Origin of the sequence: Bradyrhizobium sp. AUGA SZCCT0160, assembly GCF_018130105.1 — a bacterium.
Taxonomy (GTDB): Bacteria; Pseudomonadota; Alphaproteobacteria; order Rhizobiales; family Xanthobacteraceae; genus Bradyrhizobium.
The window spans coordinates 176,510-195,733 of record NZ_JAFCMD010000013.1 but is presented as its reverse complement, the minus strand read 5'-3'; the positions used below and the strand labels follow the sequence as shown (position 1 = coordinate 195,733).

Here is a 19,224-nt window from a genome sequence, read left to right as displayed (position 1 = left end):
CTGCCGTTAGCCTCAAGGCCCTTGCGTAGGATGGGACGCCGTAAATGACTTCTATTAGTAGTAGGTGCGCCGGGCGGCGGCGGCGGCTTTGTCGAAACTAATAGGGCGACCTGGCAGGCAGAGCAAAAGCGTAAGTATTTGAATTAGTTGCATTATTTACATATCATGATGCGGCAGGTTGTCGCATATGCGTTTTGCCCGCAAGTTCCATACCCACTAGTCTGAATATATAGGCGCAGAGATCGGTACCGTCCGTCTCAAGCGCTGCGATTGCGGTGACGTCCTCTGCATTCACTTTAGAGGAGAACGCCGATGTCAGCTCTGTTCAATCCGCAAACTGCCTGGTCTGATCTGTTGTCCCGCATACGGCCAGTAGCCCCGCCCGCCCAAGCGAAGCAGGCCGATGGCGGTGCTCTCTCCCCTGAGGAACTCCGGGAGCGCGAGCTTAGTAGCCGGCTCACAGGTCCTGCTGCCACAGATGAGTTGCTCGATCACATTCGCTCCCTCAAGACCGCGAGCGGTGGTGGTACGACCTTGCTTCTTTCCGGCGGGGGCGGCGCGTTCACCGTTCAGCTCGCTGAATATCTTCGCGATGTAGTGGTGATCCATCACGAACCCATTGTGGTTGAAGCGATGAAGGCGCGAGTACTGGGCAGCAAGGCATCGATCGCAAACCATATCGCCAATTCGGACCGAGATCCTCGAATTCTCCGGGAGAATGTTATTCGCCCTGGCATCGACTATCGATGGGCCGAACTGCCGCAAACATCGTTTATGGCCGAAACGTTTGATAAGGTGATCATCGAGCAAGGGCACGAATTTGGAATGGTCTCCGCTATAGCTGAAGCAAAACGAGTTCTGCGCAAAGGTGGATTGATCGTTCTGTTGGGTTACCTTCCGCTGAAAGTGGTCTCACGCGAAAATTTGGTCAACGAAAAAGCGACTTCGAATACTGTAAACGGAGCGCTAGAGCACGGATTCGAACACTCGCTGTGCCCGCTTGTTACGTCTGACGAGCGCCACCTGTTGAACGCTTATCGGTGTCTCGACTTTCCATTCGATGAAATCGCCATGGGAAATCCCAACGAGGATTATCGCTCGCGGATGTTTATGCAAGCTTCATGGGATCTATTCACCTTGGTTCGGTTTATTGAAACCTGGCCCGTGGTGCGGCAACTGACAGTCAGCGGCTCCATTTTTCGAATCGACGTTTGGAATCTCATCAATACCCTCAAGAACACATGGGGCTCACCGCGCACGCGGCGCGTTTTGAATTGGCCGATCGCCATTCGTGCGGGCGTGAAGACCTAGGGGAGACGGGGCAATTGACTAGTTCGAAGACAAAAGCAACGAACAGCTCCGTTCATTGCTTGTGTGAGAACGAGTTCGCAATCATTCTCGTTTGGGGATCATGATATGAGCGGTGAAAAAGACAACTTGGTTGCTTGGCTTGAATCTATTCCAGCGCGGGATCGTGCCCGCAGCCTGCTGCAGGCTTGTGTTCTCGACCATAACGACTCTAGGTTCAAAGATCTCATCGGCGGTGCAACAGTAGGGCGCAGCGAACATGCCCGCATCTTGGCTGCGTTGTTGTCGCCGCCGAAACCACTTACGCTGGGCCGGCCGCCGGATCGTCCCGGTTTTCGGCGCATGAAGTATCGTCGTCCGAATCCGAACCTGAAGGTCTATGACGAGAGCACGGATGATTGGGTCGATATTCCGACCGAGCGATCAGGTCTGTCGTCTAAGCCGCCGACCGGAGATCGATCTGTTCCCGTTACGCCGTACGATCAGCTCGGTCAGTATCTAAAAAACAACCCATGCGGTCACGAAGTTTGGCCTCATTTTATTGGACCTAGCTATCGTCTTCGCGGTCCGATGGTGAATCCTTTCTGGCCGTCAGTGACAGAGACCGCTCCTGCTCGGCCGCTGCGGGCGGCCTATCTGACCACGAAGGAAGTGCGGAAAGTTTACAACGCGATGTCCTATGCCATGTGGAAGGATGGTGTAGTGATGAACACTCACATCATCATCGTGTGGTCCATGGTGGGCCTGAGCGAAGCAGAGGGCGATGCCATCCTTCGCGACTATCTGCACAAAGCGCAAAAGTTCTCAGAGGTAGGCACCAAACCTCGCCGGCGGCGTGTTGCGAAGCCGCGCGAAGGTGGAGAGCTTCGATACGTTTGGGTACATGAAAATGCTCCTAACCGAGGGTTCCACTCCCATGTCTTGCTTCGCCTGCCGCGTAGCGCTCAAAAGGAATTCGAGATGTGGTCGCGAAAATCCCTCGCGGCCAAGGCCGGTAAGCCTTTTCCTTGGAAGGCATTTCGCTTGGCTCGCAGCTACGCGAAAACCGAAGAGGGAGCGGTCAAACGTGCTTGGAGCTGGTTCCGATATTTGAGCAAACAGCTGCAGCCCGAGGCAAAAATCCACTGGAACGATAGTGAAGCGGGGATCCAGGAAGCCTTTGCGCGAGACGTCGTTAAGCCTTGGCCGATCCGAAAAAGCCCGCCGCTTCCGTTGAAGACGCTGGCGGATGTTTCTCAAAATATTGGTATAGGCGCTCAGCGTAAGGACCAGTATGTGTCCTCGTGGGGAGCGTGTCAGTTCGATCAGCTCTATTCCGGCCACGAGATGTTAGAATGGCAACAACGCGTCGAATACGAACGCTGGCGGAAAGAACGCTACGAATTGATCGAGACCCTGCCGGTCTAAGCGCTGGACCGTATGTTCATGATCGGGATTGTGCGCTTCCAAGGGTGGGAGTGAACAGGTCCTTGACCGGCTCTGTCCGTCTGGAATGGCCCTTACGCCACTTTCCCTGATCTTTGGAAGCGTAACCCCGTCGTTTTGGAAGCTTAACAGGGGCGCTTTGGAAGCAATGGTTGGGGTTTAGAAAAAAGATGCCGAGAAAACAATAGCTTACGTCTGGTACAGAATGCAGCTTTCTACTGGCGTCGGCGGATCTAGTTTGCGTTCCGTGCCTTGATGTGCACGACCCGAAGACACCGTAGTTGCGGTGAAATAAGGCCCGCGTTCTATCCTGACTGCGAAGTCGTGGAGCAGCTGGAGAAAGTCCGACGAGGCCGTCTGAGGGCAGGCCGGGGCAGGCCCTCTTAAAGATCATAAAACTGGCCATAAAGACCTTGATAGAGATCACGTCAGAAGGTCGATGGTGGATAGGAAGACGTAAGTCTCTACATACGGAAGGAGAAGCTTACGTCTAGGAGAGGATTCTTGTGAAATAATAGTCTGTCAAGGCCGGTTCAAGTTTCTTGAGGCCCTGCAGGTACAGCGTTTCGAAAAAAAACTGATAGGCGCTTGCGGGGAATATTCGACTCTGCCGCGGCTTGCATCGGTCTCAGGGCGACGGTCTGACGCACGGTCGCAGAGCGCCTAGTTGCTTAATTAAGATACTGTCGAAAGTGGAGCTGCTCCAAGCGGGCGTTCTAACGGTCCTGTCCGCAGCTACGCAGTCAGCGTAGCTGCGGATCTTCCAGGATCATTACCACAATTGGAGAGAGAGCAGTGTTGGGTCTGGATACTTCTCATCCAGCAGCGCCAACAATGCATGAAATCCTTTCATTTTGTGTCGAACGGCCGGATCGATCGTGATCGTGCCCGTGGTGACGTAGTAGTTAACTTCGCCAATTTTGACATGATACTGTGTCATGCGGCGGACCGGATATCCACGACGCTCGAGTTCAGTGAGCTGCCGACGCTGTTCAGGTGTATCCTGTTCGAAAAAGATCCCGCTCATGGTCACCACTCCGAGAATCGCTTGGAGGGTTGACCGCGGCATTCGAGTTGAGGTCGTGTGGCAAGCCAGTTCTCCGCGTCCGAGAAGCGAATGATTGTTCGCGTGCTGACCTTCACCGCACGAAGATGACCTTTGCGGATTTCCTTCCACGCAGTTGTGCGTCCAATTCCGGCCCAGCGTGCAAAGTCGTTAACCGACATCGCGCCTTTGGGTTTTTCGAGTTGTTTCGACATTCTAATTCTCCTGATGTTCGGAAGGTCCTCGTCTTCCGAACGGATATAGATTTGATGCGTATGCGCGCGGACGCGCGCGCACTGTATTGACGCACTGAAGCCATAGAGTTTCGAGCAGTGACTGATCAGGACTTAGAGAGAGCGGTCTCGGCGCAAAAAGCGGCCCATGCCTCGGCGAGCTGCCGACGTTTGTCGAACAGATCGCCGCGCCGGTAAGCGGCTTCCACCTTGTTGCTGATGGTGTGGGCGAGCGCCATTTCTACGACTTCGTTCGGGAAGTCGGTGCGTTCCGCCGCCCAGTCGCGAAAGGTCGAACGGAAACCGTGGGCGGTGATGTCATTGCGCCCGAGGCGTCGCAACAGCATCAGGAAGGCCATGGAGCTGAGCGGGCGTTCCTGGACGGCGCCCGGAAAGACGAAGTCGCTGGTGCGAATTTCCTGCATCTCGCCAAGAATAATCTGCGAACGTTTGGTTAGCGGGATGCGGTGATCGCGGCCCGCCTTCATGCGGGAGCCGGGCACGGTCCAGTGCTGAGCCTTCTCATCATACTCGTCCCAGCGCATGCGAAGCGTTTCGCTGGTACGTGTAGCGCTGAGGATGCAGAATTCGAAGGCGCGCGCGACGATGGTTTCTTCCCGCTGTAGAACCTGGACGAAGCCGGGCGTCTCGTCGATCGGCAGGGCGGCATGATGTACAACGCTTGCCACTCGTGAGCGCTTCGCCAGAAGATGATCGAGATGACCCTTCCACCGTGCCGGGTTGTCGCCCGTGCGGTATTTCTTGACGCGAGCCCAATCGAGAATGCGCTCGATCCGACCCCGGATGCGGGAAGCCGTCTCGGTCTTTTCCTTCCAGATCGGCTGCAAAACCTTCAGAACCAGATCGTCATCGATAGCCGCGACTGGCCGGTCCTTGAAGATGGGATAGACGTACGTCTGGAGCGTCGTCGTCCACTGGTCGGCATGCTTGCTATTCTTCCAGCCGTCCTTGTGGGTGGCGATATAATTCTCGGCACACTTTTCGAAAGTGACGGCCTCGGCCGCTTCGATTGTCTTGGCTTGCCGCTCCTTGAGGCGTTCTCCCAGCGGGTCGAAGCCTTTGAGGCGCATGGCCCGGCAGACCTCTGCCTTCTCGCGCGCCTCGGCGAGCGACACGGTATGAAACGGGCCAAGGCCCATATCCCGCAGTCTGCCGCCAATGCGATAGCGGAAAATCCAGCTCTTAGAGTTGCCGGCGCGGACCTTCAGGTAAAGCCCAAGCCCGTCGGCATACATCCCCGGCTTCAGATTCTGTTTGATCTTGAGTGCGGTGAGCACCCGTATGCGAGCCATTCCAAAATACCGCGCGTGTCTGAGCCCATATAGAGCGCGGGGTTTCAGTCGAAGCGCGGCGAAATTGCGAGCTGACGACGAAGGTGCACTGATCGGTGGCGTCACTTGCTGGCTGGGTCAGTGAAGGCCCGGCACGAGTCGTCGACGGAAAAAGGTCGCTCACATACATCACGCAAAAAGAGCCCGGCAGCCGCCGGGCTCTCCTTGCATTGCAATACCTCCTTAGCCTTCGCTCTTGATCTGTGCGTCGATGGTGTTGAGCGCTTTCGCGCGTTCCTCCTCCATCTCCGCGAGCTTATGCTTCAGCTCATCCTTCGCTTGGGCGGGAGCAGAAGCAACCGCCACACGCAACGTATTGATGTGCGTGTCGAACTGTTCGGCAACCACCTCGCGCGCTTCGACCAAGTAGACGTTCACAGTCTTCTTGATCTCCGCATTCATTTCGTCGCTCGTCTGCTGGGCTTGCTTGCCGACGGCGGCGGCCTTTTCCTCGGCGTCATGGATGCGATCTTTGGAGCTCTCGATGGTGACCTCGGGGAAGTCGAAGCTCCAGTGCTTCTCCTTCATCGTGACCTCAGGAACGCCCAAGATCCATTTCTGTTCGCGCATCGAGACTTCCGGGACGTGGAAACGCCAGTCCTTCTCGCGCATGCACACGGCCGGGCGGTGCATGCCGCCGCCCCACGGAAACCGCTCGTACTTCATGCATGGTTCCGGCACGTGCCAAACGATGCGGCGCAGCACCATCTTGAATTCCGGGATGCGCACATACCAGGTCTGCTGGCGCACGACGAACTCCGGGATCTTCACGTACCAGTCGACCCGTTTCATCTTCCCGAAGCTCACGCCCACCGCCATCTCTTCCTTGCTCGGCATGTCCTTCGTGGCCTCGTCTCCGGCCGCCTTCAGCCGGTCGAAGCGAGGCTGATAACGAGCCTCGATCTCCTTGATTCGCCGTTCGAGCTGTTCCGGCGGCGGCATCTCACGCGCGAGCAGGGAGTTCGACGCTGCCAGCAGCGTCGCGATTCCTACACCGGCCACCGAGAGGTACCGGGAAATATCCTTTGCCATTGTGGACTCCTTGGGTTTAGTTGCCCCAATAGTCTTGGCCGAGGGAGCCACGCTTTTTCTCAGTACAGATGCCTCAAAATAATTTACGGAGCGATTTTAGGCCCTTATCGCTTCCTTGGCGGACCGCCCATTAAAAACCGTGACCGAGCCGTCAGGCCCCATCGCCGGTCGATCTCTTTCAGCATAATTTTCGGGCCTGGCCTCGATCAGATCGAGCAGCCAATGCGCTGCTCGGATCCAATGCCGAACGTCCGTCGCCACTATGATCGTGGAAAAACGCCGGTGAGCGGCTGAGGGTCGAAGGCGAGCACCGGTACGCGCTTGATACGAAACGGGATCATAAAAAAAAGCGGCGGGGTGAACCCCGCCGCTGAATGCTCCCTACCATGGCCGAGATAAGGTTACTCTGCAGCTTCTGAATAAAGCTTGGCCAAATCCCGCAAAGCCTTCGCGACCATCTGAGTCACCGCGCCACCGGTGCGGTCGAGCAACAACCCGATATCCCCGTTCGCGATAACAAAGGGGCTCTCCCGCACCTGGTCGCTACACCTGGAGCGCGCGCGTATCGCAGGCTCGTGCGTCCGGTAACGAGCGGCAATGCGGGCTGCCAGCACCTTGTCGATCTTAAGCGTTTCGACCAGATATTTTTTGAATGTTTCGGCCTTTGCCCGCGGGGTCGCGGACGGCACATGGAGTTGCAGGGCAGCCGACGCCCCAAGTAAATCATGGCGGAGGGCGAGTGCGACGCGGGAATTTGGCTTGAGCGTGACAATGGCGCCCCTCTTATAGGCCGCTTTTTCCACCGCCAAGATACGCGACAGCACATCGGGCGGAGACGGTTCGTCGCGTTCGTGCATCACGCGGTCGTACGCGTCGTCAAACGACTCGAGGTTGCCCTCAGCGTCGATCAACTGAAACTTGGGCTTACGGTACCGAGCGTACTCCCCGTTGAACACCTTGCTGATGGCGCGCTCGGTCATGACGACGCGAACGAGATCTATGAAACTCAACTTGCCGCCCGCAAGCTCGTGGATCGCCGCAGCGATGGGGCTACGCGGCTTGGATCCATCAGAAGCCTCATGCTCGGCTTCATCAGCCGCGCGCCGAACCTTGTCCACGAGATACCGCGCGATGGACTTGTTGAGGATCTCTTCCGCCGTAACCACGACGGCCCCGTTGTATTGGCGCAGGTGCGCAGGGAGAAGCTCCTCCGCCAAAGCATAAAGCCGCGGATCGTTGTCGAACGCCCGTTCGACGGCCTCTTTGATCTGGTTCGCATCGCGCTTACCCGTCTTGATAAGCAGGAGCAGCTGTTGATCATACCCGTCCATCTCAGGCGTCCTTTGCTCAGCGAGACGAAGGAATCGGCAATCTCATTCAGATCAGATGCCTACCCCTGGCGAGCTCCTCGCGAATTGAACCATCCCCTCGGTTGAACGCGCGCCCGGCAGCGAAGCCGAGGAATTCGTGGCGGCAGATACGCCGATCGTAGATACGATCGCGATAGCGCAAAGCGCGCGACCGAGAAGTGCGATAGTTGCTTTCATGGCCTCATTCTCCTATTTCTTTGATGAGTTGCCGTGCTACGGGGCTCTCGGGACCCAGCACCATTACGACGTCACGGGTGAGTTGATCGACAAACGTGACGTTGGAGCGCCACGTCGGAAACTCGACACCTAGCCGCTCCCACTCTCTTTGGAGCTGATCGGTGTTTGCTTGTTTGGCGAGACCGTGGAGATAGTTGATCCACGCTTGTGGTATATGCGAATTATTGCTTACGGCTTCACGCGCGAGCTTGACCGCTAGGTCGATCTCGCCGAGATCGAAATGAATCGCTGCCAACTGCGCAAGCGAGCGCGCATTTTTCAGTCGCATGGCGCGCTCCGTAACTTCCTTGGCTGCGATGAACTTACCTTGGCTTCGCAGAGAGACGCCCAAGAGGTCCAATGCGTCCGGGTCATCATTCGTAGCGGGATCTGCTTCCAGAATTACCTGGGCGTCGTGCGCGTCCGCCGGATTTTCTTCAAGAAGCAGGCCGGCGACGGCATCGCGCGTCTCGTCAGACAGGCGCTGACGGACTTCCATGATGGGGCAATAAGCCCGCTGCGCGCTCTGAGCACGCTTGCGTTTGGCACGCGCAAGCGCATCCTCCGGGCCATTTTTTTGAACGTCCATCTTCGTCTCCAAGGGATAGAATGCTGGTCTAATAAGTGGCGCGCCGAAGGGGGTGCTTTTTAGTATCCAGTCAAAAATTTTTTATCCATTTGATCTGTATAAGGAAAATGGTCGAGATCCGGCGTTCTCCTCGAGGCGGGTCTCCAATTGTGCGGTATGGCAGCACCGTGTGCGCTGGTGTCTCGGCGTCCAATTTTGACCCTTTGCGTGGCGGGTTTGCTAGTAGCGCTCGTCTTGGAACTGGCCGACCGATGTCGCTGGCTACAATATTCGACCCGGCCAGCGTGCTTTGCTCACGGCACATCTCGCTGGCGGATCCCCAGGATGCCGACAAACGCAACTCGGCGTGATGTTTTGGCAAACAGATGGCTGCCGCCATGAGGATAGGGAAGCTCGGCCTGGCGACGGTGCTGGCGCTCTCGACCGTGAGGCGCCAAAGCCGAGACCACCAATGAGCAGTCGTTGTCGACGACCGTGAAGTACCGGGATGGCAAGCGGAACTACGGCGGCAGCGCCAGGCTTCGCAGATGAACAGCCATCACTCGGACTCCACCGGCAGGGGCGCCGCCTTCACCCTATGACAGCAAGCGGGATGCTACGGGTACCAATCCGCAGAAGACGTCGCGCTAGTGGGTAACGGCACCCATCCAAGACAGTCAACAGAGCCTCGCTACAAGGCTTCTGCGCATGCAATGGTAGCTCTCGAATACACGCCTTTTATCTCTTCCATGATCGATCGTCTTATAAAGACGGGCCGAAGAGCTGGAGTCGACATTCAGTCCTCAATCCAATCTTACATCGAACGTTCTGGCCCATACTCTGGCCCATACTTGGTTGAAAATTGCATGCGAATTGGGACGAATGCACGTGAAGACCAGCGTACCCCAAGCCCTTGAGGAGCAACCGTTTCGTGAATTCCGGCGAACGTGTGCGAAGGAGCGCAATATAGGCCAAATCTGACACTCTCTCCGCCACCCGCCTTCAGGATTGCCTGTAAAGGGCGATACACGGAAACGCCGCCGCGTTCCGAATACTGCCGGCTACCCGACAATGTCACGCCGCAATGGCCGGCGATACCGACGCGGTTGAAGATGCGCATGTGATCTCGTTCCACGAGATCTGCCGATTCTCCAGTCGTCCCGATCAACCCGATTGCCGTGAATGACCTACCTTGCACTGGAGAGTTTTGTCTTGCGCACGACTTCGAGAAATGCGCGAATGATCCGGCTGTTTTCGCGCTTCTGTAGAATCACGACATGCGCATAAGTGAAGATTTCCGTATCGCCGATTGGAATGAGACGAAGAGAACGGTCCGGAACGAACTCGGGTTCAGAGACATAGCTTATGCCCAACCCGCGAATGACGGCTTCGCGGATCGCCTCGCGGCTTCCGATCTCCATGACAATGCGCGGTTTGATCTTCGCCTTGGCGAGTGCCTGTTCGAACGCGCGTCGCGTCGTAGAGCCGGTCTCACGGATGATTAGCGGCTCACCTTCGAGTGCGGCGATCTTTACGTTCTTCCGCTTTGCCAGCGGATGATCTGTGCGCACAAAGACGCCAACCGGATGACGCCGATATGGAATGGTGAGAAGACGATCATCCTCGTCGATGTGTGCGAGCACCGCGATATCGCTCCTGTAGTCCAGGAGATCGGCGAGCACGTCGTGCGAGTTGCCGAGCTTCACGGCAAGCTCGATCCCCGGATAGGCGCGATTGAAGGCCGCAAGCATCTCGGTAACATGATATGGACCGACCGCGCCGACGGAAAGCCGACCGGTCTTGAGCTCGCGCGACTGCTCGAGGAATGCCGCCGCCTCTTCCTCTTCGGCAAACAGGCGTGACGTAATCGCCAATAGTTGCCGCCCCGTATCGGTCAACTCGCGCCGCCGCCCTTTCTTGATGAAGAGTTCGACACCGTACTCCTCCTCCAGCGCGCCGACCTGCGCTGTCAGCGTCGGCTGGGTGATGTGGACGGCATCCGATGCGGCGTTGAAGCCACCGGCGGTTGCCACTGCATGGAAAGAGCGGAGCTGGCTATAACGCATAGAATAAACCTATCTATTTCTCCAAAAAAATCAATTTGTCGATGTATCAGCTTCCAGCGATGGTTCGGCATAACGAGCGCTCCTGAGAAGCGCGGAAGTGGCAGCGCTCCAGGCGCGATCAAGGGTGGAACGTCATGCGGTGGGCCTACTGGAATCCCGTAAAAGTTCGCTTCGGCGCCGGCACGTTCGATGAAGTTGAGGGCTTGATCGGCAAGCGACGCTATGCCCTCGTCACCTATAACCAGCCAATCTTCAATGACTTAGCGGCCCGCCTTGCAAAAGTCGCGGGTGAGCCGGTCGCCGTCATCGACAATATCGACACCAACCCGGATTGCGCCGATCTGGTGAATTCCTGCCGAGTCTTCGGCGCTGCAACGCAAGCGCCCGAAGTCATCGTTGCCCTCGGTGGCGGCTCGATGATGGATGCTGCCAAGGTGCTGGCCGCCAGCAAGGGCGACTTCGAGAATGTCCGCCGCCACCTTACTGAGAAGGCGCCGCTCGACACCTCGGCGATCGTGCCGATCATTGCGGTACCGACCACTTCCGGAACCGGCAGCGAAGTCACCCATTGGGCAACCGTGTGGGATTCGGCCAACGGCAGCAAATATTCGCTCGCACATCCACTGCTCTATCCGGAAGCCGCCGTGTTGGACCCGCAACTCATTCTCGGGGCGCCGCGCGGGCTGACTCTGGCGACCGGCCTCGATTCCCTTTCACATGCGCTCGAGAGCATCTGGAACGTCAATGCCAACCCGGTCTCGGCGAGCTTCGCGGTCGAGGCTGCGCGCGAGATCATCGAAACGCTGCCGCGCCTGCTCGACAATCTCGGCGATATCGATCTGCGCACCCGTCAGGTGCGCGGCAGTCTGCTCGCCGGCTTCGCGTTCTCGCAGACCAAGACGGCTTTGGCGCACAACATCTCCTACGACATTACGCTGAAGACCGGATTGATCCACGGCATCGCCTGTTCGTTCTCGCTTCCGATCGTAATGGGGTGGGCAATAGGCAACAGCTCCGACTGCGATGCTGCACTGCGCCGGATTTTTGGCCCGGACCTCAGCGAAGGCATCCGAAAGCTGCGGTCCTTCCTCGAGGGCATGGGCGTCAAGACTGATCCAGCCGCGTATGGGGTCTCGCCCGCCGAGTGGACACGCCTGGTCGAGAAGGCGCTGGAAGGCGAGCGCGGCAGGAATTTCATTGGAAGGCAGACCGTCAAGGCAGCGTAGTGAAACAAAGCTAGAGGCGAACGCACCAATCATTAGATCACCGACAAGGTCACAAAGACCGGCCGCGTAAAGGGAGAAAGACATGACCATCACGCGTCGAAAAATGCTCGTCGGGTCCGTTGCGGTTGCCGGCGCTTTAGTCTCCATGCCGAATGTATTGCGTGCACAGGGTGTGATTCGCGTCGGCCTCATTCCGTCGGAAGATTCCCGCGCGATGCTGGCGTCGAGCCAGCAATTGCTCGATGCGCTCGAAAAGAATCTCGGCATGAAAGTGCAGGGCTTTGTCGCCGCCGACTACAACGGTGTCATCGAGGCGATGCGCTCGAACCACGTCGAAGTGGCCTACCTTGGGCCGTTCTCCTACGTGCTCGGCACAAGCGTTGCGAACATCGAAGCTTTCGCGACTGCCGAGACCTCGAAGTCCGGCCGAACCTTCTATCACAGCCAGATCATCACGCGGAAGGATAGCGGTATCAAGGATATCAACGATCTGAAGGGCAAAACCTTCGCGTTCGTCGATCCGTCTTCGACATCGGGTCACCTTTTCCCCAAGGCCGGCCTGCTCAAGCTCGGTATCGACCCGGATAAATTCTTCGGCCGCGTTCTCTTCACCGGTTCGCATGATGCCAACGCGCTGGCGGTAGCCAACAAGCGCGTTGACGCGGCCACCATCGCCGACCGCATCTTGGATGCCGCCGTGCAGAAGAATCTCGTCAAGCGCGAGGACATCCACGTCGTCTGGAGTTCCGGCCCGATCCCGGAATCACCGACGGTGTGGCGCAAGAATCTGACGCCGGAGCTCAAGGCGAAGATCAAAACCGCGTTCCTGGACATCAGGGACATCACCTGGGCCGACCAGGGCAAGCTCAACCGCTTCGTCGAAACCAACGACGCGGCCTACGATGTAATTCGGGATACCGCAAAAGCGCTTAATCTCGATCTGAAGAAGATGAAATGAGCCCACTGCGCTAACACGCCGTAACCAACCCTCCGGCATAGGACTGCTCAGATGATCAAGATCGAAGGTTTGAAGAAATCATACGGCGGGAGGCCGGTGCTCCAGGGCATCGATCTCGAAGTAAAGTCCGGCGAATTCCTCGTGGTCTTGGGTCCGAGCGGCGCCGGAAAATCAACGATGCTCCGTTGCATCAACGGCCTCACGCCGCCGGACGCCGGCAAGATCGTCATCGACGGCGCGATCTTCGACTCCAAACGTGCGGCCGGCGGACGGTTGCGCCCGGTCGCGATGATCTTCCAGAACCACAACCTGGTGAAGCGACTCACCGTGCTCAAGAACATTCTGGTCGGCCGGATGGCCGGGATGTCGTCGATCCTCTCTGCACTTCAAATCTTCCCGACGAAGGACGTCGAGATCGCGATGGAATGTCTTCAGCGCGTCGAGCTGACCCACAAGGCGATGTCGCGTGCCGATCAGCTCTCCGGCGGAGAGCAGCAGCGCATCGGCATTGCCCGTGCACTGGCACAACGCCCGGCTGTCATTCTGTGCGACGAGCCGGTGGCGAGCCTCGACCCGAAAACCTCGCGTGTCGTGCTCGGCTATCTCAAGGCGATCTGCAAGGAAGAAGGCATCGCCGTCATCTGCAATCTGCACCAGGTCGACTACGCGGTCGAATTTGGCGAGCGCATCGTCGGTCTCTCCGGCGGCAAGGTGGTTTTCGACGATACGCCGGATCACCTCACCGTCGACGTCGTGCACCAGATCTATCCAGGGCTCGAAGATCCGGGGGTCGCCCGCGTGTTGCGGCCGAACGCAGGCCCACGCCTGGTGTCGAATTCGCTCGATCCCGTCGCCCTCGCGGCATCCGCCTGAGCAGGAGAATGACCATGTCCAGCTATCAACTCGTCCTTCGTCCGCCTCAGGGCCGCTTCGGCTGGTGGGGCACCGGCGCCGTCGGTCTGGTGATCCTTGGATTCCTCTACTGGGCGGCGGTCGGATCGCAGATCAACGCGACCAATCTGTGGAACGGTATCCCTTATATGTGGGACTTTATGGTCCGCATGATGCCGCCAAACCCGGGCTTCATTGAGAAGCTCTGGCGACCGGCGCTCGAAAGCTTGCAGGTTGCGATCTGGGGCACGTTGCTCGGCGTCGCGATCTCGCTGCCGATCAGCTTTTTCGCGGCCCGCAACCTCTCGCCGCATCCGGCGATTTATCACTTCACCCGCCAGGTGCTGAACTGCATGCGCGGCATCAACGAGATCATCCTGGCGCTGATCTTCGTCGCCGCCATCGGCCTCGGCCCGTTCGCCGGCGTGCTCGCCCTCGCCATCCACGGCGCCGGCATGCTCGGCAAGTTCTTTGCCGAAGCCATGGAAGACATCGACGAAGGACCGCTCGAAGCATTTCGCTCGGCCGGCGCCGGCCCATTCAAGACCTTTTTCTTCGGGGTGCTGCCGCAAGTGCTGCCGGCCTGGCTCGGCACCATCTTTTACCGTCTCGAGACCAATGTGCGGCAATCCACCGTACTCGGCATGGTCGGCGCGGGCGGCATCGGCTTCGAACTCGTGTCCTCCATGAAGCTGTTCCAGTACCAGGACACGGCGACCTGCATCCTGGTTATCCTTGCGATGGTGTTGGTCACCGACCTCCTTTCCTCCCGCGTCCGCTCGATGATCCGCTGACGCGACTCGGCCGTGCGAATATTGCCCGGCCACTTTATGAACGTTCCCGGCATTGCCGAGAAGACGGTAACCCCTCAGCGCTCCACCGCGTGGCGCAACACTGGAAAGGATGAGCCATGCTCACACGTACTCCCGCTTCCGTGACGACGAATGGCCGCAGCTATCGCCTCCCCAATACCCCGACCGTCGTCATTTGCATCGACGGCTCCGAGCCAGGCTATATCGAGCGCGCTATCGAGAAGGGGCTTTGTCCCAATCTCGACCGGATACTTAAGACCGGCACGAACGCGCTGGCGCTGTCGGTGATCCCGAGTTTCACCAACCCGAACAACCTGTCGATCATCACCGGCCGGCCGCCGGCCGTGCACGGCATCGCAGGCAACTTCTTCTACGATCGCGAGACCAAGCAGGAAGTGATGATGAACGACGCCCGCTTCCTGCGCGCACCCACGATCCTCGCCGACTTCCAGAAGGCCGGGAGCAAGGTCGCTATGGTGACCGCGAAGGACAAGTTGCGCACGCTGCTGGGCAAGGGTCTCGACTTTCAAAAGGGTACCGCTATCGCGTTCTCATCGGAGAAGGCCGACAAGGCCGACATGGCCGAAAACGGCATCGACAACGTGCTCGAATTCGTTGGCATGAAACTGCCGGAAGTTTACTCGGCCGATCTGTCGGAATTCGTCTTCGCGGCCGGCGTCAAACTGCTCAAAACCTTCCGGCCGGACGTGATGTATCTTTCGACCACGGACTACGTGCAGCACAAGGCGGCGCCAGGTTCGGCGATCGCCGACAGCTTCTACAAGATGTTCGACCGCTACGTCGGAGAGCTCGATGCGCTGGGCTGTGTGCTGGTGATGACCGCCGATCACGGCATGAACGACAAGCATCTGCCAAACGGCCAGCCGGACGTTATCTACCTGCAGGAGATCCTTGATGAGAAATTCGGTTCCGGGATGACCCGGGTGATTCTCCCGATCACGGACCCATATGTCGCGCATCATGGCGCGCTCGGCTCATTCGCGACTGTCTACGTCGATGCTGACAAGCGGCAAGCCGTGCTCGATCACATCAAGACGATCGCGGGCGTCGAAGTTGCGATCCCGGCGGAGGAGGCTTGCAAGCGGTTCGAGCTTCCGGCCGACCGCATTGGCGACGTCGTCGTGCTTTCGTCGAAACACAAGGTGCTCGGCACCTCCGCCGCCAAGCACGATCTGTCGGGACTCACGGAACCGCTGCGTTCGCATGGCGGTCTCACGGAGCAGACCGTGCCGATGATCGCCAATCGAAAGATCAAGATTCCCGCCGGGCGGACGCTGCGCAACTTCGACGTTTTCGACGTCGCCTTGAATCTCGTGTCCTGAGGACCGGTCCCATGAACGTGCCTTTTAGTTATGCGGCAAAGCGGGAGGCTATGCGCATTGCCGGCAAACACATCACGACCGATGACGTCGTTGAGGTCCGTAATCCCTACGACGGGTCGCTTGTCGGTACCGTGCCGGCAGCGCGCCCCGAACACGTGCGCGAAGCGTTTGCCAGGGCGAAAGCATTCAAACCGAAACTATCGCGTTTCGAGCGTCAGCAGATTCTGCAGAAAACCGCTGAACTGCTGCGGGGGCGGCGCGCATCCTTCGCGCGTATCATCTCCGCGGAGTCCGGCCTGTGCTGGAAGGACGCGATTTATGAGTCGACGCGCGCTTACGACGTCTGGTCGTTCGCCGCGCAACTCGCCGTCAAGGACGATGGCGAGTCCTATGCCTGCGACATCTCGCCGAACGGCAAGGCGCGCCGCATCCATACGCTGCGAACGCCGTTGCTGGGCGTCATCTCGGCGATCACACCATTCAATCATCCGCTCAACATGGTGAGCCACAAGCTCGCGCCTGCGATCGCAACCAACAACCGGATCGTTCTCAAGCCGACCGAGCTGACTCCGCTGACCGCGCTTGCACTCGCGGACGTGCTCTATGAGGCGGGACTGCCGCCCGAAATGCTCTCTGTGGTCACGGGCAATCCATCCACGATGGGTGATGCGATGATCACTGATCCGGACGCAGACCTGGTTACCTTCACCGGCTCCGTACGCGTCGGCAAGCACATCGCCCGCACAGCAGGCTACAAGCGTATAGTGCTCGAACTCGGCGGCAATGATCCGCTGATCGTCATGGAAGACGCTGACCTCGACAAGGCGGCCGAACTCGCCGTGCAGGGTGCGACGAAGAATTCGGGCCAGCGATGCACGGCGGTGAAGCGCATTCTCGTCGTCGAGAAGGTTGCCGATGAATTCTCGAAATGCGTGCTCGAAAAGGCCAGGAAGCTGAAATGCGGCAACCCGGCCGATCCGGAAACCGACGTCGGCACGGTCATCAATGAGCGATCCGCAGTGCTGTTCGAAAGCCGTGTCAACGACGCGGTGACGAAAGGTGCCGAGCTGCTTCACGGCAATGATCGCCAGGGTGCGCTCTATTCCCCGACTGTCGTCGACCGCGTGCCGTACGATTGCGAACTGGTGCACGAGGAGACGTTCGGTCCGGTGATTCCGATCATCCGTTGTCCGAACGACATCGCAGAGGTGATCCGCATTTCCAATTCGACCGCCTACGGGCTGTCCTCCGGCGTTTGCACCAACCGCTTCGATTACATTACGCGCTTCATCAATGAGCTCGAGGTCGGCACGGTGAACGTTTGGGAGGTGCCGGGCTATCGCACCGAGATGTCGCCGTTTGGCGGCATCAAAGACTCTGGGCAGGGCTACAAGGAGGGAGTTGTGGAAGCCATGAAAGGCTTCACCAACGTGCGGACGTATTCGATGCCCTGGCAGGGCTGACGATCAATCGGAGCCGACCATGACGTCGTATACGCGCCGCGACACGCTTGCCGGAGCCATCGGCATTGCCTTGTCGACTTCACTTGCATCTCATCCGGTTCGCGCGTCCTCAGGCAGCAGCATCTTCAAACTGGGGATCGCATCTGGAGATCCATGGCCCGATGGCGTTGTGCTGTGGACGCGGCTGGTTCGTGACGTTCTGGCTCCCGACGGAGGTATGGGTGATGCTCCCGTCGAGGTTACCTGGGAAGTGGCGCGCGACGAACGTTTGCAGGATGTCGTGCGGGCCGGCGTCACCCTGGCGATGCCGGAAGTCGCGCATTCGGTGCATATCGAGGTCGGCGGCCTCGAGCCCGGGCGCTCCTATTGGTACCGCTTTCGGGCCGAGAAGACCGAGAGTCCAATCGGTAGAACTCGCACCGCGCCTGCGCCGGGACAGCAGGTGTCGCGTCTGCGGTTCGCTGCGGCCGCATGCCAGCATTGGATGTACGGGAACTGGGCCGCCTATCAACGGATGGCCGATGAAGACCTCGACTTCGTGTTGCACCTCGGAGACTACATCTACGAGGCTCCGTCATCTAGCCCTGCCGCCGTCAAGCAGAAGGTCCGCGACGTTCCCTTCGACGTTCCAAAGACGCTGGCCGACTATCGGCGGATGCATTCATGGTACAAGACCGATCCGGCGATCCAGATGGCGCACGCTGCCTTTCCCTGGATTGCCATCTGGGATGATCACGACGTCGAGAACGACTATGCGGGAAGCCACGCTGCCGGTCGGCCGTCGACGGCGGCGTTCCTGCGGCAGCGGGCTGCGGCCTACCAGGCCTATTGGGAGCACATGCCACTGAGGAACGCACAGCGCCCGTTGGGACCGGACGCAATCCTCTATCGGCGCTTGGCGTTCGGCGACTTGATCGACCTCATCATGCTGGACGAACGCCAGTATCGCTCGCCGCTCCCTTGCCCACCACCAGCACCGGCGCTTGATCGCAGCCGCCTGGTTTCTGCTTCGGAATGCGCAGACGCATTCAACCCCGAGCGAACGATGCTCGGACTGAATCAGGAGAGCTGGCTTGCGAGCTGCCTTGCCGAGCCGGCTCGCGGACGGTGGCTGCTTCTCGGACAGCAACTCATGTTCTCGCCATTCGAGCGAAAGCTGAAATCCGGCACCGGCTTCTCCACCGACGGCTGGGATGGCTACGCGGCAGCCCATCAGCGCGTCATCGATCTGATCGCCGCACGTCCACGCCGCGACACCATCGTTCTCGGAGGCGATATTCACGGATTCGTCGCCTCGAATGTTCCATCCCGGCGACAGAATATTCGCTCGGATACTGTCGCAGCCCACATCGTCTGCGGCGCCATCAGCTCCCGCCTGGGCGATCACAGTGGCTATATGGCGTCGCTTCCGGACAATCCGCATATCCAGTTCGTCGATGCTGAACGTCACGGTTACACGCGTTGTACATTTACGCGAGACCAAGCCTTGTTCGAGTTTCGCGCTGTCGATGACGTGCGCGACCCAATGTCTGGTCTCGACACGTTGGCCACCTTCGAGACCAAATGGGGCGTAGCCGGTTTGCGGCCCATTTGAGAAAGGCCCACTTGCCCGAGTTCGCCCAGGGTCGGGCCGGAACCCGGATGAGCCACCGTCAGTTCCCGCGACTGGACGGTGATCTCCGTCACCCGCCTTCGCTTGCGCTTCGGCGCGGCATGCCCGCGATGAGCGCAAGCGACGGCGGGCTGGTTCGAGCTTCCTCGATGCATCGGTAATGCCGGGGAACCAACATCGGAGCATTTGCCTTATTGGTGGATGAAGGCATCGAAATCTGCCACGACCGACATCATCGCCGCCCTTGCGCTCGCCATCGCGCTGGGCGCGACCGGCTATTACGGCTATTTGGCCTGGCTGCTGG

Annotated in this window: 16 protein-coding genes; 9 read left to right on the top strand and 7 right to left on the bottom strand. The window is 58.8% G+C overall.

The annotated features are described in order from the left end of the window. The first annotated feature begins 312 nt into the window (after window positions 1-312). Window positions 313-1,311: a methyltransferase domain-containing protein gene (locus JQ558_RS21670; RefSeq protein ID WP_212294960.1), complete on the top strand. Its 999-nt coding sequence runs from the start codon at window positions 313-315 to the stop codon at window positions 1,309-1,311. Window positions 1,312-1,416: 105 nt separating this feature from the next. Then, window positions 1,417-2,715: a hypothetical protein gene (locus JQ558_RS21665; RefSeq protein ID WP_212294959.1), complete on the top strand. Its 1,299-nt coding sequence runs from the start codon at window positions 1,417-1,419 to the stop codon at window positions 2,713-2,715. A 790-nt stretch (window positions 2,716-3,505) separates the two neighbouring features. Here JQ558_RS21665 and JQ558_RS21660 read toward each other — a convergent pair. The 7 genes from JQ558_RS21660 to JQ558_RS21630 all read right to left on the bottom strand — a co-directional run bounded on the left by JQ558_RS21660 (window position 3,506) and on the right by JQ558_RS21630 (window position 10,615). Next, the gene (locus tag JQ558_RS21660; protein WP_212294957.1) at window positions 3,506-3,760 is read right to left on the bottom strand and encodes a hypothetical protein; all 255 of its coding nucleotides are present in this window, start codon (window positions 3,758-3,760) and stop codon (window positions 3,506-3,508) included. Window positions 3,761-3,762: 2 nt separating this feature from the next. Then, the gene (locus JQ558_RS21655; protein ID WP_212294956.1) at window positions 3,763-3,993 is read right to left on the bottom strand and encodes a helix-turn-helix domain-containing protein; all 231 of its coding nucleotides are present in this window, start codon (window positions 3,991-3,993) and stop codon (window positions 3,763-3,765) included. 125 nt (window positions 3,994-4,118) lie between these two features. Beyond that, entirely contained in the window at window positions 4,119-5,324 is a 1,206-nt protein-coding gene (locus JQ558_RS21650) for a phage integrase central domain-containing protein (RefSeq protein ID WP_212294954.1), read from the bottom strand. 222 nt (window positions 5,325-5,546) lie between these two features. Then, a complete protein-coding gene (locus tag JQ558_RS21645) occupies window positions 5,547-6,395 on the bottom strand; it encodes a hypothetical protein (protein ID WP_212294952.1) in 849 nt (282 codons plus the stop codon). 401 nt (window positions 6,396-6,796) lie between these two features. Continuing rightward, the gene (locus JQ558_RS21640) at window positions 6,797-7,726 is read right to left on the bottom strand and encodes a hypothetical protein (RefSeq protein ID WP_212294950.1); all 930 of its coding nucleotides are present in this window, start codon (window positions 7,724-7,726) and stop codon (window positions 6,797-6,799) included. A gap of 220 nt (window positions 7,727-7,946) precedes the next feature. Then, on the bottom strand, window positions 7,947-8,570 hold the full coding sequence (locus JQ558_RS21635; RefSeq protein ID WP_212294948.1) for a hypothetical protein: 624 nt from the start codon (window positions 8,568-8,570) through the stop codon (window positions 7,947-7,949). Window positions 8,571-9,736: 1,166 nt separating this feature from the next. Continuing rightward, the gene (locus tag JQ558_RS21630) at window positions 9,737-10,615 is read right to left on the bottom strand and encodes a LysR substrate-binding domain-containing protein (protein WP_212213421.1); all 879 of its coding nucleotides are present in this window, start codon (window positions 10,613-10,615) and stop codon (window positions 9,737-9,739) included. A 134-nt stretch (window positions 10,616-10,749) separates the two neighbouring features. Between JQ558_RS21630 and psrA the strand changes: the two genes are divergently transcribed. The 7 genes from psrA (at window position 10,750) to JQ558_RS21595 (ending at window position 18,902) form a co-directional block, all read left to right on the top strand. Continuing rightward, entirely contained in the window at window positions 10,750-11,841 is a 1,092-nt protein-coding gene (psrA, locus tag JQ558_RS21625; protein ID WP_212294946.1) for an iron-containing alcohol dehydrogenase PsrA, read from the top strand. Window positions 11,842-11,923: 82 nt separating this feature from the next. Next, window positions 11,924-12,799, top strand: a complete 876-nt coding sequence (gene phnD / locus JQ558_RS21620; protein WP_212294944.1) for a phosphonate ABC transporter substrate-binding protein — start codon at window positions 11,924-11,926, stop codon at window positions 12,797-12,799. Window positions 12,800-12,850: 51 nt separating this feature from the next. Continuing rightward, complete coding sequence (phnC, locus tag JQ558_RS21615) at window positions 12,851-13,672, top strand: phosphonate ABC transporter ATP-binding protein (RefSeq protein ID WP_212213412.1); 822 nt, start codon at window positions 12,851-12,853, stop codon at window positions 13,670-13,672. 14 nt (window positions 13,673-13,686) lie between these two features. After that, the gene (phnE, locus tag JQ558_RS21610) at window positions 13,687-14,484 is read left to right on the top strand and encodes a phosphonate ABC transporter, permease protein PhnE (protein ID WP_212274101.1); all 798 of its coding nucleotides are present in this window, start codon (window positions 13,687-13,689) and stop codon (window positions 14,482-14,484) included. 116 nt (window positions 14,485-14,600) lie between these two features. Then, window positions 14,601-15,845 carry a phosphonoacetate hydrolase gene (gene phnA / locus JQ558_RS21605; RefSeq protein ID WP_212294942.1) on the top strand — a complete coding sequence of 415 codons (1,245 nt, stop codon included), beginning with the start codon at window positions 14,601-14,603 and terminating at the stop codon, window positions 15,843-15,845. A gap of 11 nt (window positions 15,846-15,856) precedes the next feature. Next, window positions 15,857-17,308 carry a phosphonoacetaldehyde dehydrogenase gene (gene phnY, locus JQ558_RS21600; protein WP_212213403.1) on the top strand — a complete coding sequence of 484 codons (1,452 nt, stop codon included), beginning with the start codon at window positions 15,857-15,859 and terminating at the stop codon, window positions 17,306-17,308. Window positions 17,309-17,327: 19 nt separating this feature from the next. Continuing rightward, entirely contained in the window at window positions 17,328-18,902 is a 1,575-nt protein-coding gene (locus JQ558_RS21595; protein WP_249142565.1) for an alkaline phosphatase, read from the top strand. Window positions 18,903-19,224 lie beyond the last annotated feature (322 nt).

Coding starts and splice junctions, on each gene's coding strand:
- JQ558_RS21670 (WP_212294960.1), top strand. CDS start 313: ATGTCAGCTCTGTTCAATCCGCAAACTGCCTGGTCTGATCTGTTGTCC.
- JQ558_RS21665 (WP_212294959.1), top strand. CDS start 1,417: ATGAGCGGTGAAAAAGACAACTTGGTTGCTTGGCTTGAATCTATTCCA.
- JQ558_RS21660 (WP_212294957.1), bottom strand. CDS start 3,760: ATGAGCGGGATCTTTTTCGAACAGGATACACCTGAACAGCGTCGGCAG.
- JQ558_RS21655 (WP_212294956.1), bottom strand. CDS start 3,993: ATGTCGAAACAACTCGAAAAACCCAAAGGCGCGATGTCGGTTAACGAC.
- JQ558_RS21650 (WP_212294954.1), bottom strand. CDS start 5,324: ATGGCTCGCATACGGGTGCTCACCGCACTCAAGATCAAACAGAATCTG.
- JQ558_RS21645 (WP_212294952.1), bottom strand. CDS start 6,395: ATGGCAAAGGATATTTCCCGGTACCTCTCGGTGGCCGGTGTAGGAATC.
- JQ558_RS21640 (WP_212294950.1), bottom strand. CDS start 7,726: ATGGACGGGTATGATCAACAGCTGCTCCTGCTTATCAAGACGGGTAAG.
- JQ558_RS21635 (WP_212294948.1), bottom strand. CDS start 8,570: ATGGACGTTCAAAAAAATGGCCCGGAGGATGCGCTTGCGCGTGCCAAA.
- JQ558_RS21630 (WP_212213421.1), bottom strand. CDS start 10,615: ATGCGTTATAGCCAGCTCCGCTCTTTCCATGCAGTGGCAACCGCCGGT.
- psrA (WP_212294946.1), top strand. CDS start 10,750: ATGCGGTGGGCCTACTGGAATCCCGTAAAAGTTCGCTTCGGCGCCGGC.
- phnD (WP_212294944.1), top strand. CDS start 11,924: ATGACCATCACGCGTCGAAAAATGCTCGTCGGGTCCGTTGCGGTTGCC.
- phnC (WP_212213412.1), top strand. CDS start 12,851: ATGATCAAGATCGAAGGTTTGAAGAAATCATACGGCGGGAGGCCGGTG.
- phnE (WP_212274101.1), top strand. CDS start 13,687: ATGTCCAGCTATCAACTCGTCCTTCGTCCGCCTCAGGGCCGCTTCGGC.
- phnA (WP_212294942.1), top strand. CDS start 14,601: ATGCTCACACGTACTCCCGCTTCCGTGACGACGAATGGCCGCAGCTAT.
- phnY (WP_212213403.1), top strand. CDS start 15,857: ATGAACGTGCCTTTTAGTTATGCGGCAAAGCGGGAGGCTATGCGCATT.
- JQ558_RS21595 (WP_249142565.1), top strand. CDS start 17,328: ATGACGTCGTATACGCGCCGCGACACGCTTGCCGGAGCCATCGGCATT.